This is a genomic window from [Clostridium] saccharolyticum WM1, assembly GCF_000144625.1.
Taxonomy (GTDB): domain Bacteria; phylum Bacillota; class Clostridia; order Lachnospirales; family Lachnospiraceae; genus Lacrimispora; species Lacrimispora saccharolytica.
In genome coordinates this window covers 2,413,755-2,433,877 of the sequence record NC_014376.1, presented here as the reverse complement: position 1 = coordinate 2,433,877, position 20,123 = coordinate 2,413,755, and the positions used below count along the sequence as shown (strand labels likewise).

Annotated in this window: 19 protein-coding genes; 17 read left to right on the top strand and 2 right to left on the bottom strand. The window is 44.5% G+C overall.

The window, feature by feature from the left end:
* Positions 1–17 precede the first annotated feature (17 nt).
* Complete coding sequence (locus tag CLOSA_RS11400; protein ID WP_013272923.1) at positions 18–488, top strand: (2Fe-2S)-binding protein; 471 nt, start codon at positions 18–20, stop codon at positions 486–488.
* Between the two features lie 255 nt (positions 489–743).
* A complete protein-coding gene (gene mscL / locus CLOSA_RS11395; RefSeq protein WP_013272922.1) occupies positions 744–1,238 on the top strand; it encodes a large conductance mechanosensitive channel protein MscL in 495 nt (164 codons plus the stop codon).
* A 79-nt stretch (positions 1,239–1,317) separates the two neighbouring features.
* Here the strand turns inward: mscL and CLOSA_RS11390 are convergent, their stop codons facing one another.
* Complete coding sequence (locus CLOSA_RS11390) at positions 1,318–2,994, bottom strand: S8 family peptidase (RefSeq protein WP_013272921.1); 1,677 nt, start codon at positions 2,992–2,994, stop codon at positions 1,318–1,320.
* Between the two features lie 236 nt (positions 2,995–3,230).
* Here CLOSA_RS11390 and CLOSA_RS11385 point away from each other — a divergent pair, with 236 nt between their 5' ends.
* The 14 genes from CLOSA_RS11385 (at position 3,231) to hslO (ending at position 18,960) form a co-directional block, all read left to right on the top strand.
* Complete coding sequence (locus CLOSA_RS11385) at positions 3,231–4,904, top strand: S8 family peptidase (RefSeq protein WP_013272920.1); 1,674 nt, start codon at positions 3,231–3,233, stop codon at positions 4,902–4,904.
* Between the two features lie 204 nt (positions 4,905–5,108).
* Positions 5,109–5,642, top strand: a complete 534-nt coding sequence (locus CLOSA_RS11380; RefSeq protein ID WP_013272919.1) for a hypothetical protein — start codon at positions 5,109–5,111, stop codon at positions 5,640–5,642.
* Between the two features lie 468 nt (positions 5,643–6,110).
* Positions 6,111–6,365 carry a hypothetical protein gene (locus CLOSA_RS11370; protein ID WP_013272918.1) on the top strand — a complete coding sequence of 85 codons (255 nt, stop codon included), beginning with the start codon at positions 6,111–6,113 and terminating at the stop codon, positions 6,363–6,365.
* A 244-nt stretch (positions 6,366–6,609) separates the two neighbouring features.
* Entirely contained in the window at positions 6,610–8,286 is a 1,677-nt protein-coding gene (locus CLOSA_RS11365) for a peptide ABC transporter substrate-binding protein (protein ID WP_013272917.1), read from the top strand.
* Between the two features lie 134 nt (positions 8,287–8,420).
* On the top strand, positions 8,421–9,359 hold the full coding sequence (locus tag CLOSA_RS11360) for an ABC transporter permease (protein WP_013272916.1): 939 nt from the start codon (positions 8,421–8,423) through the stop codon (positions 9,357–9,359).
* Between the two features lie 2 nt (positions 9,360–9,361).
* Complete coding sequence (locus CLOSA_RS11355; RefSeq protein WP_013272915.1) at positions 9,362–10,267, top strand: ABC transporter permease; 906 nt, start codon at positions 9,362–9,364, stop codon at positions 10,265–10,267.
* A gap of 10 nt (positions 10,268–10,277) precedes the next feature.
* Entirely contained in the window at positions 10,278–11,267 is a 990-nt protein-coding gene (locus CLOSA_RS11350) for an ABC transporter ATP-binding protein (RefSeq protein ID WP_013272914.1), read from the top strand.
* Positions 11,268–11,276: 9 nt separating this feature from the next.
* A complete protein-coding gene (locus CLOSA_RS11345) occupies positions 11,277–12,248 on the top strand; it encodes an ABC transporter ATP-binding protein (protein ID WP_013272913.1) in 972 nt (323 codons plus the stop codon).
* Between the two features lie 38 nt (positions 12,249–12,286).
* A complete protein-coding gene (locus CLOSA_RS11340) occupies positions 12,287–13,054 on the top strand; it encodes a copper homeostasis protein CutC (RefSeq protein WP_013272912.1) in 768 nt (255 codons plus the stop codon).
* The gene (locus CLOSA_RS11335) at positions 13,033–13,794 is read left to right on the top strand and encodes a DeoR/GlpR family DNA-binding transcription regulator (protein ID WP_013272911.1); all 762 of its coding nucleotides are present in this window, start codon (positions 13,033–13,035) and stop codon (positions 13,792–13,794) included. Before CLOSA_RS11340 ends, CLOSA_RS11335 begins: the two co-directional genes overlap by 22 nt.
* A gap of 61 nt (positions 13,795–13,855) precedes the next feature.
* Positions 13,856–16,435, top strand: coding sequence for a transglutaminase-like domain-containing protein (locus tag CLOSA_RS11330; protein ID WP_013272910.1), 2,580 nt, complete (start codon positions 13,856–13,858; stop codon positions 16,433–16,435).
* Positions 16,436–16,688: 253 nt separating this feature from the next.
* Positions 16,689–17,198 (top strand): SEC-C metal-binding domain-containing protein, encoded by a 510-nt coding sequence (locus CLOSA_RS11325; protein WP_013272909.1) that lies wholly within the window; start codon positions 16,689–16,691, stop codon positions 17,196–17,198.
* Between the two features lie 78 nt (positions 17,199–17,276).
* Positions 17,277–18,080, top strand: a complete 804-nt coding sequence (locus tag CLOSA_RS11320; protein WP_330362222.1) for a class I SAM-dependent DNA methyltransferase — start codon at positions 17,277–17,279, stop codon at positions 18,078–18,080.
* A gap of 4 nt (positions 18,081–18,084) precedes the next feature.
* The gene (hslO, locus tag CLOSA_RS11315; RefSeq protein ID WP_013272907.1) at positions 18,085–18,960 is read left to right on the top strand and encodes an Hsp33 family molecular chaperone HslO; all 876 of its coding nucleotides are present in this window, start codon (positions 18,085–18,087) and stop codon (positions 18,958–18,960) included.
* A 110-nt stretch (positions 18,961–19,070) separates the two neighbouring features.
* On the opposite strand, the gene CLOSA_RS11310 is transcribed toward hslO, so the two are convergent.
* On the bottom strand, positions 19,071–19,268 hold the full coding sequence (locus CLOSA_RS11310) for a cold shock domain-containing protein (protein ID WP_013272906.1): 198 nt from the start codon (positions 19,266–19,268) through the stop codon (positions 19,071–19,073).
* 214 nt (positions 19,269–19,482) lie between these two features.
* On the opposite strand from CLOSA_RS11310, the gene CLOSA_RS11305 reads away from it, so the two are divergent.
* A complete protein-coding gene (locus CLOSA_RS11305; protein WP_013272905.1) occupies positions 19,483–20,028 on the top strand; it encodes a DUF5662 family protein in 546 nt (181 codons plus the stop codon).
* Positions 20,029–20,123 lie beyond the last annotated feature (95 nt).

Below are 20,123 nucleotides of genomic sequence, written 5' to 3'. Positions count from 1 at the left end.
AGGAATTAAGGAGTAATATGTATTTATCAGGAAACAGTATCATCATTCTTAATGTAAATGGAGAGGATAGGCCTGTTATGGCGAAACCATCCCACACCCTGCTTCATGTACTCCGGAAAGAACTGTCTTTGACCGGGGCAAAAAGCGGATGTGAAAACGGGGATTGCGGCACTTGTACGGTGCTTGTTGACGATATGCCTGTCAAATCCTGTCTGATGCTGGCTGCGGAGGCGGTTGGGCATAAAATAACAACGATTGAAGGTCTGAAAGATGCTCCCATACAGGATGCGTTTATAAAGAACTGGGGATTTCAATGTGGTTATTGCACTTCCGGATTTCTGATGGTTTGTCATGCATTAGCCAGGCATGTTCCAAATGCCGACGATCCTATCATAGAGGAATGGTTACAATCAAATTTATGCAGATGTACCGGGTATGAGGAAATTGAAAATGCCGTTAAATCAATATTATCAGGGAATTATCAGTGAAATTATGTATGCTTGAATCTGAATGAATAAAGAAGGCGGCCTGCATGACAAGGCGTTGCAAATACACTCGATGTTGATGTAATAGAAAATAAAGGCGGCTGTTAGTAAGATTGAGCGGGTATCCGGCATCCGGAACCCGCTTTTTAAGATATTTCCAAAAGGGCTCCCGTTTCTGTAATAGCACATATACAGGATAAGGCTTAATTCTAAAGTTTATCAATTAGTTTCGGAAATTTGTAGAGAGGATTGATGTTTATGGGAAATAAAAAAGGTATGATAGCCGAATTTAAAGAATTTGTTTTGCGCGGCAATGTAGTGGATCTGGCAGTCGGTGTAATTATCGGTGCTGCTTTTCAGGCAATTGTCAATTCTCTGGTCAAGGACATTATATCGCCTTTGATTGGAGTGATTACCGGAGGAGTGGATTTTTCCAGTAAATTCCTCCTTTTGTACAATGTCCCGGAAGGTGCAGATGTTTCCAATCTTCAGGCAGCGAAGGTACTTGGGCCGGTATTTGCATATGGTTCCTTTATTACAGCAGTTATAAACTTTTTCATCATGGCTTTTGTTATTTTCCTGATGATTAAAGCGATTAATTCTATGCGGGGAAAGAAGCAGCAGGCTGAGCCTGCCGCCCCTGTGGACAAGGAGTGCCCGTATTGCTTCAAACGTGTCAATATCAGTGCTACCCGGTGCCCATATTGTACAAGCCATCTTGGAATACAGCAGGAAACCGTGCAGCAGGACTAAAGGGATAAAAACAGTTCCCCAATCTGATAAAACGAAATCTTTATTGGCAGACCGTCAGGAGTAAGGCTGAGCCATGAAATTAAAAGATCTGGGAAGTCCTATCCAGTAAACGCTGCACATCCAATTGCCCAAATCCCCATATGTTGTTTGGATAACTGAAGGCAGGATTCCTGTGAGCCGCTCTTATAAGGATACGGCTGACCTGTTCACCTGTGATATAAGTGAAATTGCCTTTGCCCTGACTCCATTCAAAAACAATGGCAGAAGTACCAGCTGCGATGGCTGCAGATGCACCGGTGCCTGTTAAGGTTCCGTATTGGTTTTCCGGAACAGCACAGGGAATCAGATAGCCGGGTGCTGCAAGTTCTGGTTTGACCAGACCGCTTCTTGTATAACCTCTTCCTGAAGCATCCAGAATGTTGTCGGTTTGCTGATTGTAAGCCGTTACTGTCAGTGTTCGTCTGGAATTACCGGGGGAGGTTATGGTCGTATCCGGATTGGAATTCAAAAAAAAGGTTCCATTTGATATTAAATCACCGCTGGGCAGCCAGGAATGGAAGGAAAAAGGTTCGTTTGCCAGGCTTTGGACGCGGAAGTACCAGATACCGGGAAGAGCATTTTCAAACCGCAATAAAATCAACTGGTCACCGCTTTCCCTTTCAAAGATCATGTTATTTACCCAGACCACACTCTGACTGGTTTGAAAAGTAAATTTTTGGCATTCATTAAAGGAAGGATTGACAGGTGATATTGTTTCCCTGTTTGGTGCAGCGATTTCAATAGAAAGGATTCCGGGAATGTGTGCCCAGAGTTCCATGGAGAATTGCTGGTCAACCCCTGCAATATTTAGTTGGAAATCGTTAAAGTAGGGAGCGGAGCTGGTTTTGTTAAAATAATGTCTGCTGCTGTTTCCTTCGTTCCCGGCAGAAATGGATACTCCCAGGTCAGGCTGCTGAACGAGGCTTTCTAAAAAGGCACTTAGCACGCCTCTTCCATCATGGCTGCCCTGACTGCTGCCCAGAGCAATGCATATGGCAAGAGGACGTTGCAGCCGTTGGCTGATACCAGCCAGATAGCGGATTCCAAGAACGATATCTGATTCCTGGAAGCACAGTTTGTCTTCCGGAACAGAAAATATCCTCTTAAGATTCGGCTTGGCATCTTTTAATTTCACAACAGCCAGATCTGCATTTGGGACTATGCCTCTAAACGTTTGTTCCTTATTGGGTGAGCCGGCGGCGATACTGGCTATGGCTGTTCCATGGCCGTTAATATCGGTTGTAGGGACAACGGAAAGCGGCATATCATATCGAAGTGCATCATTTATAGCAGCCTTTGTATATTCCGTTCCATAGGTAAAACCCTCCGGCGGCGTCCCCTCCTGTATGGTCTGGTCCCATATGGAAAGAATCCGGCTGGTTTTATCCCTATTCATAAATGCAGGATGCCGGTAATCAATTCCTGTGTCTATGATGCCGATAATCACTCCCTGCCCCAATAAGCCTAAATCCGAATTTTCCATAGAACTGCATACGCCAGAGGTTTGAGCGTCAATCGTTGAGGTAAGGGTATAAAGGGATGGAAAAATATGGTAGGAGTTTTGACCCAAATCGCATGGCTGCTTATTTTTTTTGTATACATGCAGCAGAGAGAACCTGTCATTCAGCGGTGTGATATCATCACCGATTCCAACGGATGGTACTACCTGATTACTGATAATCAAGTCGTAATAATTATTATCCAGTATTTTTTCCATAATAAAGTCTCCCTGTTAAGATCTAGTTAGAGCATATGATACATTTTATGCGGCAATGTTCCTGATATGAGTGCCGCCCATATGCATTTGACCGCTTATTGCTGTCAAATGGCATAGGTTGATCTCAAATCAAATCCCGGGAACGTATGTACCCTCCTTTTCTAATGCTCATAATAGGAACCCTGTTGCATAAAATATATCATATGTGCCAGTAGTGCAGACAGGGAGGCCTTACCATGCAGAAAATCTTGGATGATAATTATTATGACTTGATCATCAGTAACGTTATGATTCCTACATACGATACCGGAGATAATATAACACATATGGATTTAAGGCATTCTTTGGCTCATATCCCTAATGATTCTGTGAATCCATGCGATCTGGGAATTTATCCTTATAATGCATTTCCTTCCGTATTAACCCTAAGCTCCACCGTCAGTCTTGAAAAATCCGGTATCGGGACGGTTCAGAGAAACCCTTATCTGGCCTTGTTTGGACGGGGAATCATCGTGGCAGTCATTGACACCGGGATTGATTACCAGCATCAGGCATTTTTATATAATGACGGTACGACCCGTATCCTTTCTCTTTGGGACCAGACCATACAGGAGGGGGAGCCGCCGGAGGGATTTACCTATGGTACCGAATACAGCAGAGAGCATATTAATGTAGCGTTAAGGTCAGAAAACCCTTTGTCAATCGTGCCGTCGGTGGATACCAATGGCCATGGAACCGCAATTGCAAGTGTAATTGCAGGGAAACCCAGTCTGGAACAGTCATTCAGTGGTGTTGTCCCGGAATCTGATATACTGGTAGTAAAATTGAAGCCGGCTAAAAACAGTTTAAAGAAAATTTTTTTTGTTCCGGAAAACATTGAATGTTACCAGGAGTCGGATCTGATTATAGGAATCAGCTATGTGACCTCGGTTGCCAAAAGGCTGAACCGTCCCATTGCCATATGTGTTGCAATGGGAACAAATCAGTCAAGCCATGATGGTCGCGGAGCCACCAGTTTTATCACCAATTATCTGGCCCAGCAGCCGCAGACCGGGATAACGATCACAACAGGCAATGAAGCAAATAAGCGCAGACATTATTTTAACAATACAACCGCGGAACCTTTTCTTAATGATTTTGAATTAAGAGTTGGCGAAAATGACAAATTGTTTGCCATAGAGCTATGGCCCTTTGCTCCGGCAAGATTGTCTATAGAAATAACCGCTCCAAACAGAGAAACAACGGGGCAGGTTTTTCCGGCACTGGGGGAATGCAGAAGATTTGCCTTTGTATTTAACCCTAGTGTAATATGGATAAATAATTATATTTTTGAAGAAGAAACGGGGGATCAGCTTATTTTAATGCGCTTCCAGGATCCGCTTCCAGGAATCTGGACCATACGGGTGCAAAACCTTGATAAGGAACCGTTTTCTTTTCACACATGGCTGCCGTCCGGGGATTTGATATCGGAAGATACTTTCTTTTTAAATTCCAATCCGGATACGACTATAACTTCTCCGGGTAATGCAACCAACCCCCTGACCGTTACGGCTTATAACCAATTTAACAACACGATACTTCCTGAGTCCGGAAGAGGCTATACAAGAACCGGATTCGTTAAACCAGATATTTCGGCACCAGGATATCAGCTCACTTGTGCGGTTCCAGGTAACCAATATGGAAGCATTACCGGAAGCGGAGCCGCCGCCGCTCATGCGGCAGGAGTTGTTGCCATGGTTTTTGAATGGGCCATTCCAAGAGGAAATTATACAAGTATTACCGGAAATGATGTAAACCGCCTGCTGATACGGGGGGCGGAGCGGAGCAGCGGGACTACATATCCCAACAATATCTGGGGATATGGCCAGATAGAGATTAACCGGTTGTTTGAGAGACTTACGAATATTTAAGGGGCAATGCTCAAAGGGTTTACTAGTTAAAAACAAACAACCCGCAGTTTGTTACTATTTTATCATTGAGGTTATCCAAAACATCAGATATAATAAAAACGCTGGCCAAAGCCTGTCTTGAATCTGTTGATGCTATGGTACACCGGTATGTGACGGTTTTCAGGGGAGGTATTAAAAAACAGGATACAGGAAAGAGGAGAAGGAATGGAAGATATGAAAGATATGAAAGCCCCCGGGCTGGAAGCGCTTGAAAAAACAGTAGAAATCAGTGAATTTAAATGGTATATTTTTGATATCCTTAATGAAGGAATGGAACAGGATGGAATAGAAAAAAGTAAATTCAGTCTGAACCAAGAGGAGCCGGATGCGGTCAGCTTCATCATAAGGGACGGCGCTCTGATTGTTTGCGGCAAAGGAGGAGAAGCTTCCATACATCACCATAATTTTTATCATGCGGTATGTGACTTTTTTAACAGGATCTATGAAAATGAAGAAAAGGCAGAAGCAGCGGTAACACGTTTCCTTGTGAGGACTCTTGATTTGCCGGGTCTTATGAAAATCCCCAGCCGTTCAATGCTGAAGGATCAGATCTGCAGATGCCGGAAGGAAATAAATGCTCTGGAAGAAAAGATTAAAAACGAGCCGGGTAAAACGGATGAGGCCATGCTTTCTCTGAAAAGGATTTATGTAAAAGGATTAAAGGAAAAGATAGAAAAGTATTACGGGGAGTCATTATAAAAAAATAATCTTAGTTTTATATGAATAAAACATCCGGATCAGGCCATAATAGGATTATACCAAAGATGAGTGAATACTTATCCTCCCCTTTTTAATGAGAGAAGTCCCATAAACATTGTTTATATGGCTTCTCTCATTTTTTGTCTTGGGAACCACAAGACCGGAAAGCAGCCAGGTATATTACAGGCAGGGAAATCCAGGTAATATTTTAAAACAGAAAGAACATATGTTTGCATTTGTAGTTTACTTATGCTATAATAGAAATAAGCTTGCAGAAGAATACGCTGGCACTTCCTGTTTTAATGACTGCTGCTGTATTTTCTGACTGCGGACCGCTAAAAAGAATTTCGGAAAACGGATGGATCCTTCTCCGCCGGTTATATGAAATTTTATTTGCAACCACTGTGATGTGGTTTAATTTTTAACCACTGAACGAACATATGTTCTGATGCGAAAGGAGATTCGCGTATGATGATCACAAGAAATAACTTAAAAGAAATACTGTTTGAAAACCAGGATGCAAGGCTGCTGATTGAATGCGTGGTTTCACATACGCAAGCTACCTTATATTATTATCATGACATTGAGATCACCGTGGATAAGGCATTGGAGATATACAACCGGGCGATGAGGGCTGAAGAAGAAGATTCGTATTATTGTGTATCATTCCTGGATTTTTTCAGGGAAGATCATAAATTTCTGTATTCAGGAAGCATTTGTTAAACGGCTTTATGGATATGGACTTCACCGGCGGTATTGTAACCAGCAGGGAGCGAATGAAACAGCACCAGCGGTGGTTCGTCACAAGAGACTTTCTATATGAAATTAAAACAATTCAAAACAGGATGAAATGATAAAAATTATTGACATAAATCCTAAGATTATGTATAATTCAAATAATTTCATAGGCGAAATGCCGATAAAATGAGACGAAACAAGAAAATCAATATCAAAAGGAGAGGGAAAAATGAAAAAAAGAGTATTAGCTTTAGGTACAGCTGCCTGTCTGGTTCTGGGATCTTTAACAGGCTGTGGTTTTACCGGATCTACCGGCAGCCCTACGACAGGAGAAGCTTCCCAGGGAACGGCACCAAGCGAATCCGTATCTGATAAAACAGATGCAGCGGGCTCCGGAGATCAGGTGCTCAGTGTGTATGCCAATGCGGAAATCAAGACCCTTGTACAGTGGGCAGCGTCTGACAACCAGTCCTCCATGGTGAACAATAATGCGTTTGAAGGTCTGCTTCGTTTGGATGAGAATCATGAGGCGCAGCCTGCCCTGGCGGAAAGCTTTGATGTTTCCGATGATAAGCTTACATATACCTTTCACTTAAGGGAAGGCCTGCAATGGAGCAACGGAACTCCTTTAACAGCAAAGGATTTTGTATTTTCCTGGTTAAAGCAGATGAGTGCAGAGGCCACCAACGGATACAGTTTCATAATGACTGACTATATTGTAAACGGCGCAGAATATAATGAAGGCAAAGTCAGTGGGGAAGAAGTAGGGGTTAAAGCAGTCGACGACAAGACTTTTCAGGTGACTTTAAAAGCACCTACTCCTTACTTTTCCCGCTTGACTGTTCTTTGCCAGTTCTTTCCGTTAAATGAAGAATATGTCACATCGAAAGGCGATCAATATGGGTTAAGCGCTGAGAATATGATTTACTGCGGTCCTTACGTTATTACCAGCTATGATCCGGCGGTAGGAGCTACCCTGAAAAAGAATGAAAAATACTGGGATGCTGCCAATGTAAAAATTGAAAACGCACAGGTCAGAGTCATGAAGGATGGGTCTGCAGCTCTAAACGCTTATCTGGCGAATGAGCTTAGTCAGGTAAACCTTGATTCTTCTAACGTAGCTGCTTACCAGAGTGATCCGGAATTCAGCTCTAAAAGTGAATTCAGGACCGAATATCTCCAATTCTCTTTAAGCAATCCGGTGATGGCCAACAAAAATATCCGCAGGGCTGTTTCCATGGCGATTGATCGGGAGACTTTGACCAAGGCAATCCTGGCAGATGGTTCCGCTCCCAGCGTTGGACTTGTTGCAGAAGGCATGTTTGGTAGCGAAAGCAAAACCTTCCGTGAGATAAACGGAAATTTAAGCCCATTTAATCCGGAAGAAGCCAAGAAATACTGGGAAGAAGGCTGTAAGGAATTGGGTCAGACGCCTACTCTGACTTTGCTGGTACGAGACGATTCTGTGACAAAAGCAGTTGCTACCTACATACAGAGCGAGTTAAATAAGAATTTAGGCATTGATATTGTAATCGATACCAAGACGGTTCAGGCAAGAAATGAATTAATGGATAATGATAATTACATGTTTGCCTCCACCGCTTGGGGGGCCGACTATGACGATGCCATGACCTACCTTGATTTATGGACCAACGGCACTCCGTACCGTGGCTCTTACAAGAATGAAACATATAATAAGCTGATTAACGATGCCAGAGTTGAGACTGACGACACCAAGCGTCTGGATATGCTGCTGCAGGCGGAGAAGCTTCTGGTCGACGAGGATGTGATCGTAGCTCCCTTGTACCATAGAGGTTCTGCAACCCTTACAAAGTCCAATGTGAAAGGATTGATCAACCATCCTTTCGGACCGGATGTGGAATTTAAATACGCTTATTTTGAATAAGCCGCGGCGGGCAGAGGATTGCCCCGGCCAACGGAATGCGTAAAATGAGAAGAGCCGTCCTTCCTTTTTAAAATTGAAAGAGGACGGCTCTTTTTAAAATCTCATGAGAATATAAATGCAAAGGAGGACACAGCATGATAAAATATATCTGCAAGCGACTGGTTTATCTGGCGCTGACGTTATGGGTCATTGTAACAGCGACTTTTTTTCTGATGAAGAAGCTGCCAGGCTCTCCTTTTGATGCGGAACGCTTTAATCTGATGTCCGTTCAGCAGCAGCAGACCATTTTAAAGCAGTATGGACTGAATGAGTCCCTGCCCCGGCAATACGTAAAATATATGGGAAATATCCTGCACGGAGATTTCGGAACATCCTTTACCTATACCGGGCAAAAGGTATCTACCGTAATCGGAGGAAGGATCGGCCCTTCCGCTTTGATCGGCATACAGGCAGTGCTGATTGGGCTGGCTGTGGGCCTTACTTTGGGAATCATTGCGGCGTGGAAGCATAACAGCGGCATCGACTATTTCACAATGATTATGGCCGTGCTTGGAGTTTCCGTTCCTAATTTTGTGGCGGCGGCTCTTTTACAGTACTATGTAGCTTTAAAATGGGGAATCCTGCCTGTGGGATTCTGGACCGGCTGGAAATGCTCGGTTCTTCCTTCTGTTGCTCTGTCTTTTTCTGCCACTGCGATGGTGGCACGGTTTATCAGGACAGAGATGCTTGAGGTCCTGGAGCAGGATTACATTGTCACGGCCAAAGCAAAAGGGCTTAGCCCCATGAAGGTGCTCATGGGACATGCGGTTAGAAACTCCATCATCCCGGTAGTGACCATCTTGGGACCTATTGTGGTAAATCTTCTGACGGGCTCTTTGGCTGTAGAGAATATTTATACCATTCCGGGTATCGGCAGCTTATTTGTAGACAGTATTAAAGCCAATGACTATTCCACCATCATGGGAATTACCATATTTTACAGCGCTTTTTATATTTTTGTGGTGCTGATCGTTGATATCGCATATTCCCTCATTGATCCAAGAATTCGTCTGGCAGCCGGCAAGGAGGGTTAAGCATGAATGAATTATTTGTAAAGGCAAATGTCGATGAATCAGAGAAAGAACATATTGCCCGCCCGAATCTGACCGCCCTTCAGGATGGCTGGCTTCGTCTGAAGAAAAATAAGGCAGCGGTTGTTTGTTTATTTACTTTGATCACAATCGGACTTCTGGCAATTCTGGCGCCGGAATTTTCCAGATATTCCTATAAGGAAACCAATTATGATATCATATATCAGACCCCCTCTCTGGTACATCTGTTTGGAACGGACCAGTTTGGACGTGATCTATGGGTTAGGACGTGGATGGGAACCCGCATATCTCTGCTCATAGCCTTTGTGGCGGCACTTTTGGATTTGACGGTGGGAGTGGCTTACGGATCGGTTTCCGCTTTGGCCGGCGGGAAAGTAGATGCTGTTATGCAGCGGATCATTGAAGTGCTGGTAGGCATTCCCCATCTGATCATCGTAATTCTTTTAATGATGGTCATGCCGGCGGGAATCTGGACGATTGTAGTGGCCCTTTCCATTACAGGATGGGTGAATATGGCGCGCCTGGTCCGCGGGTCCATATTAAAGCTTAAAAATCAGGAATTTGTACTGGCGGCCCGGGTGCTTGGAACCAGTACTTACGGGATCATTCGGAAGCATCTGATACCCAATACGGTTGGAGTCATTGTAATCAATGCCATGTTTACCATTCCCTCCGCCATATTTACGGAAGCTTTTTTAAGCTTTATCGGCATAGGTATGCAGGAACCGAAAGCTTCTTTGGGAGTTTTGATCAACAATGGATACCAGGTGCTTCGTAATTTTCCTCATGTACTGATTTTTCCGGCCATTGTGATCGTCCTGATTATGGTTTGCTTCAGCATTCTTGGAGACGGCCTGCGGGATGCTCTGGATCCAAGAATGAGAAAGTAGGTGAAGCATCGTGAGCAGATTATTAGAAGTGAATCAGTTACAAGTACAAATTAAGACTCAGCATGGAGTTGTCCGGGCAGTGCGGGGGATCAGCTTTTATCTGAATGAGCAGGAGACTCTGGCAATCGTAGGAGAGTCAGGTTCCGGCAAATCCATCTCTGTAAAAAGCATTATGGGTCTGCTTCCCAAGAACGGAAAAATCACAGAAGGCAGTATCCTGCTAGAAGGAAGGGATCTTGCAAAATACAGTGAGCGGCAGATGCAGACTGTGCGGGGTTCGGATATTTCCATGATATTCCAGGACCCTATGACCTCTTTAAACCCTACGATGACCATTGGTAAGCAGATAGTAGAGATATTAAGAGAGCATCGAAAGGACATGTCAAAAGCCCAGATGAAAAAACGGGCTCTCGAACTGATTTCTCTGGTTGGAATATCCAATCCGGAAGCAAGGTTTCACCAGTACCCTCACCAGCTTTCCGGGGGCATGAGACAAAGAGTCGTGATTGCAGTGGCTTTGGCTTGTGATCCTAAGATCTTGATTGCAGATGAGCCGACAACAGCCTTGGATGTGACCATTCAGGCCCAGATCCTGGATCTGATGAAGGACCTTCAGAAAAAAATAAAAACTTCTATTATTATAATTACCCATAATCTTGGGGTGGTGGCAAACATTGCAGACCGGGTCGCCGTAATGTACGGAGGCCAGTTGGTGGAGACTGCCGGAGTGCGTGATCTTTTTTACCAGACCACACACCCATATACAAAAGGGCTTCTGGCTTCGATACCAAAGGCTTCCCTGAAAGGAAGCGAGCTGACAGCCATACCGGGAACACCGCCGGATCTTATGGATCCGCCCAAAGGCTGCCCATTTGCTGCCAGATGTCCAAAGACCATGGAGGTCTGCAGACAATATCCGCCGGAGGACATGCTCTGCGGTGAAGAACACCACGCGCGCTGCTGGCTTCTTGATGAGCGGGCAAAGGCTCTTAGAGAATAGGAGGAAATCATGATGTCGGCAGATAAGAAACCATTACTAGAAGTAAAGCATTTAAAAAAGTATTTCCATGTTGGAAAAAATCAGATTTTAAAAGCAGTGGATGATGTAAGCCTGGAAATTTATAAGGGTGAGACCCTTGGCCTGGTGGGTGAGAGCGGATGCGGAAAATCGACTTTTGGCAGAACCGTAATCCACTTGTATGAGCCAACGGAAGGAAGGATACTATATGACGGACAGGAAATTAACAGCCGTTTTCCTGGGGCGGAGCGCCATGGGTTTACCAAAAAGGTCCAGATGATCTTTCAGGATCCCTATGCGTCCTTAAACCCCCGGATGAAGGTCATAGATATTGTTGCGGAAGGCATTGATGCCCATGGAATCTTAAGCGGGCAGGAGCGGAGAATGAAAGTACTGGAACTCCTGGAGATTGTAGGGCTTTCCGAAGAGCATGCAGACCGTTTTCCCCATGAATTTTCCGGCGGGCAGCGCCAGCGTGTTGGCATTGCCAGGGCGCTGGCTGTAGACCCGGAGTTTGTGATCTGCGACGAACCCATCTCTGCTCTGGATGTTTCCATACAGGCTCAGGTGATCAACTTGCTGAAAGAGCTGCAGGAGAAGAGAGGGCTTACCTATCTGTTCATTGCTCATGACCTTTCCATGGTCAAGCACATCAGTGACCGGATCGGAGTCATGTATCTGGGAGCAATGGTGGAACTGGCGGATAGTGAGAGCCTGTTTGAGGATCCGGTGCATCCCTATACTCAGGCATTGCTTTCTGCAATTCCCATTCCGGATCCGGATGTGGAAAAAAGCCGCAACAGAATCATGCTGGAGGGAAGTTTACCAAATCCCGTCAATGTGAAAGATGGCTGCCGATTTGCATCCCGTTGTCCTCATGCAGTGGAAATGTGCCGGGAAAAAACACCGGAAATGAAAGAGGTCAGGCCAGGGCATTTTGCAGCATGCCATAAGGCGGTGTAAGATGCAGGCAATAAAATATAGACTGTTAGGAGAATACGATGAAAAACTATATCTTGGAGGTCTGTGTGGATTCTGTGGAATCTGCCAAAGCGGCGGTACGTGGGGGAGCTGACAGGCTGGAACTCTGTGCCAATCTGGTAATTGGGGGGACAACCCCCGGCGTGAGCCAGTTTAAGCAGATACGTAAAGCCTGCGACGTTCCCATTAACGTACTGATACGGCCCCGGTATGGAGATTTTTTGTATACAGATCATGAATTTCAGATGATTTCAGAGGATGCCCTGATGTTTCGGGAACTTGGCGCCGATGGGATCGTTGTGGGATTTTTAAAACCAGACGGGGATCTTGATATGGAACGGCTGAAGGTGCTCAGAGAAAAGGCAGGAACGGGAAGTATGACCTTGCACAGAGCCTTTGATGTGTGCCGGGATCCATACAGAAGCCTGGCAGAAGCCATAGAGGCAGGAGCTGATACCATACTGACCTCCGGGCAGCAGAATACCTGTATGGAAGGAAAAAAGCTTTTGGGAGAACTGATCGGACAGGCATCCGGCAGGATTGATATAATGGCCGGCAGCGGGGTCAATGTGGATGCCATTGCCTGTCTCATGGGTGAGATAGGTGCCCGTAGCTTTCACATGTCAGGCAAAATCATTGTTGACAGTGGTATGACCTATCGAAAAGAAAATGTAAATATGGGCATACCGGGAATCGGGGAGTATGATATTTTCCGTACCGAAGAGGAGCAGATACGCCGGGCGAAGAAGCTGATGGAGGAAAAGGCATGTTCACGGAAGAGCGTTTAGACAGGATTTTGCAGATCCTTCAGGATCAGGGAATGGTGAAGGTAAAAGATTTAAGCACCCTTTTTCAGGTGACAGAGGACTGTATACGCAAGGATTTAAAGAATCTGGAAAATGCCGGAAAGCTAAAACGGACTTATGGCGGAGCCTTGTTATCCCAGGATTATCCGCTGAAACGGGATGTTATTGACCGCAGAGATACAAATATTGAGAAAAAAAGGTTGATTGCCCAGAAGGCATCTGAGCTTATCGGAAGCAATGAGACCATATTTTTGGATATTTCAACCACAAATATCATGGTGGCAGAGCTGCTTGCCAAGTCTCACAAGCGGCTGACTGTGGTAACCAATATGATTGATATCATGCAGACGCTGGCAATCAATCCAAACATCACTGCCATCGGAACCGGCGGGATCATGTACCGGACCGTCAATGGCTTTATGGGAGCTGCTGCCATTGAGATCATCAAGCAGTACAGCTTTGACCGGGCTTTGATCGGAACCTGCGGCTTAGATCTTACAGATAATTCCATCACGACCTTAGGCGTGGAAGATGGTTTGACAAAGAAGGCGGCCATTGCAAGCAGCAGGCATAAATATCTGGTAATGGAAAAAGATAAATTCTATTTTAATGATTCCTATAAATTTGCTCATTTTGATGACATAGACGGGATAATCACGGACTCCATGCCGGATGAAGCCACTTCCAGTAAGCTTTACTCAGCAGGAGTTACGATTCTGTAGCTTTAGCCCTGCCGGCAGAGTCAGAACATAATTAATTGATTTCGCAAAGGAGAATTTAGTCATGTTTTCAGAACATTTGCAAAGATATGCCCAGGAAAAATATGACCTAAGACTTCCCTTTCTGGGAGGTCTTAAAGGAGAAATCGAGGCTGCCATGGGAAACTGTACTCCCAGAGAACAGGTGCTCATGAAATTTTTATATGGGACCATGCCGCTTCGGGATGCGGGAGAGTACGATTTTGCCATGTTCCTTGGATTTGTCAGGCACTCCATCATGGTTTATGACCGTATGGAATGGTGCAGGGAAATCCCGGAGGATATTTTTCTCCATCACATTTTATATTACAGGATCAATACGGAAAATATTGAAGACTGCCGCGGATTTTTTTACGACAAGCTGATTGACCGGGTCAAAGGGCTTTCCGTAAGGGAGGCCGTTATTGAAATCAATTACTGGTGTGCAGAAAACGGAACCTATGAGGCCTCTGACAACAGGACCATATCGCCGGTTACTGTGTATAAATCCGGTAAGGGCAGGTGCGGGGAGGAATCCACCTTTGCTGTTACAGCCTTCCGCAGCGTGGGTATCCCTGCCAGACAAGTGTATACACCCAGATGGGCCCATTGTGATGACAACCATGCATGGGTTGAAGTATACGTGGAAGGGAAGTGGCATTTTCTTGGAGCCTGTGAGCCGGAAGAAGTACTGGATAAAGGATGGTTCACCAATGCTTCCTCCAGGGCACTGCTTGTTCACACCAGGACTTTTTCTGATTATTCCGGTGACTCGGCGGCGGAATGTCTTGGACATGATGATTTAATGGTCTATTATAATGATACGGCAACCTATGCCCTGACCAGGCCCTGTGAAATCCAGGTACTTGATGAGGATAGAAATCCGGTTGAAAATGTTCATGTTTCATTTGAGATCCTTAATATGGCAGAATACTGCAGCGTGGTTAACTTATATACGGACGGGGAGGGTAAGGTTTCCGTTACCATAGGCTTAGGGGACATTCATGTCCGTGCCATGAAGGATGGGCTGAGCTGCGAAGCGTGGATATCTCCGGAGGACGGGGTAGGGACGGTGCTGATATTAACAGGAGAAAGAGAGAAATTAAAAAAGGATGTCTGGAAAGATACCGATGTAAGGGCTCCGAAGGATTACCCCATGAACCCAGTGATCCTTACAAAGGAACAAAAGGAGAGAAACAGAAAAAGGATTCATGAAGCAAACCAGATGCGGGAAAACCGGATTAACGGTTACTTTAAGAAGGAAGTAGCTTCTCAGTACCCGGAAGAAGCAGAGATCCTCCGGCTATCCGCCGGTAACTTTGCCGAGATTTATAAATTCCTGACCAAGGATCAAAATCCATACCGCAAAGCCTTGCTTCACAGTCTGTCCGTAAAGGATTATAAGGATGCAAGGGCAGACATTCTGGAAAGCCATTTAAAAGGGGCGGCTCCTTATAGCAAGGAGTGGGAGGAATATGGAGATCCGGCAATCTATGAAAAATATATTCTCTGTCCAAGAATATTGCTGGAGGAAATGACGGATTACCGGGGGTTTATTGAGGACTTTTTCAATGACAATGAAAAGGAAGGGTTCCGGAAACATCCGGGAGCTATTTGGGAATATATAAACCAGCACATTAGTTTTGAACCAAAGCTGGATTACAAGACGATTTGTTCCACACCGAAAGGGAGCCTTAAGCTTTTACAAAGCAATCCGCTTAGTCAAAGAATATTATTTGTAGCCATCTGCCGGACGCTGGGTATTCCATCCAGGATAAATCCGGTGAACCTGGAAGCAGAGGTTTATAAAGCGGGAAGCTTCGTATCAATCTTTAGAGCCGATGAGATAATAAGCGACAATTTCCAGGAGTCAGGAAAACTGGTGCTTCTTGGGGAAACGGATAGTTTGTGGACCTATTACCAGACATGGACCATTGGAAGATTGAATGGGGGACAGTTTACGTCTCTGGATTACACAGGCTTGAAGTTTGCTGACGGCGTTCTGACATTGGATCTGGGGCCAGGTATTTACCGCCTGATCACCTCTGTCCGACTTCCCAGCGGAAATCAGAATGCCAGTGAATATGTCTTTGAATTAAAGAAGGATGAAGAAAAGACTGTGACCATGCGCCTGCGTTCAGGAAACCTGGAGGATATGCTTGTTGAAACCTTACTGGATGATTTTGAAGTGACTGTGTCAGAGGAAAACGGGATAGAGCAGACGGTTCCTGCATCAGTGCTTACGGAAGGAAAGGCCAATATCCTGGCAATCCTGTCCGAGGGTCAGGAGCCTACAGAGCACGTTCTTAACGAGATGCTGGAGCAAAAAGATGCCTTAACTTCCGTGGATGCCCGGATTATTTTCCTATTGCAAGGAAAATTCTCGTTAAAGAACAGGACCATTGGCAAGGTTTTGGAAACAATCCCCGGAATCAAGGTGGGGTATATAAACTTTGATGATACGGTGGAACCGTTGGCCAGGAGAATGTATGTGGACCCGGAGAAGCTGCCCCTTTTGATCGTTACGGACCCGGGCATGAAGGCAATCTACGGCTGCAGCGGCTACAATGTTGGAAGCGTGGATTTAATGGTGAAGCTTCTGGGTTTAAGCAGGAACCGGTTATAAGCCGGCGGGCTAGAATGGCAAGGGCAGGCAGAATTATTTTCTATCATCTGGCACCATAGAATTACAAAATTAGAAAAAACATTTTGCAAAATAGATAAAGATGTTATATACTGTTTGTTGGAGTACTACCAGAAGTTAAATACTCCGAAGCAGCTACGGGGTATCTGACTCCGTGGGCGGTTGCCAAAGTCGAGCTTGTTTGACCTTGGCCCGTTGCTTTCACGAGAATAACAGACAAAAGGATGGTTTGAACATGGCTATTTTAGAAAATTGGAGAAACCTGGCATACGGTGATGGGCTGGATGATAAAGGAAAAGAAGAATTATGGACCGAGTATTTCAAAGTAGAAAAGGGAATCTATGAGCATATTCTTTCCAAGCCAGAAGAATTGGTTGAGGGAACGGTGGAAGAGCTGGCCAAGAGATATGGTACAGACATCCAGACAATGACCGGATTTTTAGATGGAATCAATGAAAGCTTAAAGGGATATGAAAATCCTATTGAAACCATGGACGAGCAGACTGTGGTAAAAATAGAGATTGACCCGGAAAAGCTGTATTATAATATGGTAGAGGCTAAGGCCGAGTGGCTGTTTAATCTTCCCCAATGGAATGATATACTGACGGAAGAGAAGAGAAAAGAACTCTATAAAAAGCAGAAAGCTTCCGGGACCATTGTAAAGGGTGCTAAGGTTGGAAGAAACGATCCATGTCCATGCGGCAGCGGCAAAAAGTATAAGAAATGCTGCGGATCCAACTTGTAATCAAACACTACTTTGTTGGCAGGATAAAGAGACAGGAAGGCAGGTACCTCTTTATGAGTTACCTGCCTTGTTTTTAGAATTTGGGCAGAATGCCAGGGAAAGTCGAAGGCAGAAAGGGAAACGATTATGGATGCGTACACTAGCTTTGCTGAGGTCTATGACCGGTTTATGGACAATATTCCATATAAGGACTGGTGTGAATACGTAACCGGTCTGCTGAATGAATATGGAGTCATGGATGGCCTGATCCTTGACTTAGGCTGCGGAACAGGAAGCCTTACGGAGCTTCTTGCGGACCGGGGTTATGATATGATCGGAGTTGACAGCTCCGGAGACATGCTGCAGATCGCGATGGAGAAGAGGGAACGTTCAGGTAAAGACATTCTTTATCTTATGCAGGATATGAGGGAGCTTGAGCTTTACGGAACGGTAAGGGCCGTAATCAGCATCTGTGACTGTATGAACTATATCCTGGATTATGTAGATATGGTGGAAGTTTTCCGTCTGGTCAATAATTATCTGGATCCAGGAGGAATTTTTATTTTTGATCTGAACACCATATATAAATATGAAACCCTTATGGGAGATTCCACCATTGCAGAGGACCGGGAGGAGTGCAGCTTTATTTGGGATAATTATTATGATAAGGAATCCAGGATTAACGAATACGGCCTTTCCCTGTTTATAAGACAGGAAGATGATCTGTATCGGAAATTTACGGAGAATCATTACCAAAGAGCATACAGCCTTGATGAGGTAAAGATGGCCATAAAAGAGGCCGGTATGGACTATGTGGCTGCTTTTGATGCATTTACAAGATCTTCTGTAACGGAAAACAGCGAGAGAATTTATATCATAGCAAGAGAATGCGGAAAGGAATAATAATATGGCGGATTATATTGTCAGAGCCACGGCAGGAGACCATCAGATCCGTGCCTTTGCTGCAACGACCAGAGAACTGGTGGAGCAGGCAAGACAGGCTCATAATACAAGTCCTGTGGCTACTGCGGCTTTAGGCAGGCTTTTGACTGCCGGAAGCATGATGGGTGTCATGATGAAAGGGGATGAAGATTTACTAACCTTAAAAATTCAGGGAAGCGGACCTATAGAGGGTCTTACAGTGACAGCGGATTCCAAAGGAGATGTAAAAGGCTATGCATACAATCCTGGTGTCATGCTTCCGCCCAGCCAGGCCGGAAAGCTTGATGTAGGCGGGGCAGTAGGAGAGGGGGTATTGAGTGTCATAAAGGATATCGGCATGAAGGAACCTTATGTGGGACAGACCATATTGGTAGGGGGAGAGATTGCAGAAGATCTTACTTATTATTATGCTGCTTCAGAACAGACCCCATCATCGGTGGCACTGGGCGTTTTAATGAATAAGGACAACACCGTAAAACAGGCCGGCGGTTTTATTATCCAGCTTTTGCCGGGAGCTTCTGAGACAATGATCGAAAGCCTGGAGAAAAAACTGGGAGAGATCACCTCGATTACTGAGCTGCTGGATCAGGGAAATACTCCGGAGATGATCCTTGAGCATATTCTGGGAGAGTTTGGCCTGGAAATGATGGAGCACAAGACCACCCGCTTCCATTGCAACTGCGATAAGGCAAGAGTGGAAAAAGCTTTGATCAGCATCGGAAAAAAGGAACTTCAGGAAATGATCGACGAAGGAAAAAGCATTGAAGTGAATTGTCATTTCTGTAATAAAAATTACGAATTTACAATAGAAGATTTAAATCGGCTCCGCGATAAGTCATAAGGCGGCCTCATCAAAAAGAGCCATCCAATTGGATGGCTCTAATCGTAATCATGTGAAACAATATAACTTCTTCCTGTATATTGAAAAAAGGTACACTGATGAGTCAATGATTATATTTTGGTAACGTTTGTAGCCTGTGGTCCCTTAGCTCCGTCTACGACATCGAACTCTACAGCAGCGCCTTCATCTAAGGACTTGAAACCATCCATATTAAGACCTGAGTAGTGAACAAATACATCGTTACCCTGTTCGTCGGATATAAATCCGTAACCCTTTTGGTTGTTAAACCACTTAACTGTACCTTTCATTATGATACCTCCAAAATGAATAAAAAATTGTACTGTTACAGGATATCTGTAACCTCCCTAAGAATAGCATAAAAAGGGGAAGGTGTCAAACGTTTTCCGTTTTAAAAATCAATTAATGTCTTTGGCAAATTTAAGGGAAAATAAGTGGTAAAAACTGAGAAAATTGTGGTAAAATGGGAAAAGATTCTTCTGCAAGGATGAAAAGGGGAAAGCAATGAAACTAACGAATTTTTGGGGGCATTTCTGCACCATTCATATACACAAAGCCAGAGTCATGAAAAACTGTTTTCGTGTGGGTCTTATTAAGCAGGGATTGCTTCATGATCTGTCAAAATACAGTCTTGAGGAATTCCTTCCAGGCGTTCTTTATTATCAGGGAAACAGAAGCCCCAACGCTGCGGAGCGGGAGGACAAGGGCTTTTCGAAAGCATGGCTTCATCATAAGGGCCGCAATAAACATCATTATGAATACTGGATTGATTTCACCACTGACATGTCCAAAGGATTGGTGGGGCATAAAATGCCTTTAAAATATGTTATTGAGATGATGATGGACCGGATTGCAGCATCGAAAACCTATAAAGGAAAGAATTACACCGATGCATCGCCATGGGAGTATTATATACATTCAAAAAACTACATGGTCATTGCCCCTGAGACAAGGAAGCTGCTGGAAAAACTGCTCCTGATGTTAAAGAATGAAGGAGAAAAAAAGACATTTTTCTACATCAGGCATTTATTGAAAAAGGGGGATTACTAACCACCAAATTAAAGGATTTTAGTAATTGCCCATTCCCTTTAAAAACTGTAACAGGATTTTCCTTTGGTTAATATATAGTAATTAACAGATTTTTC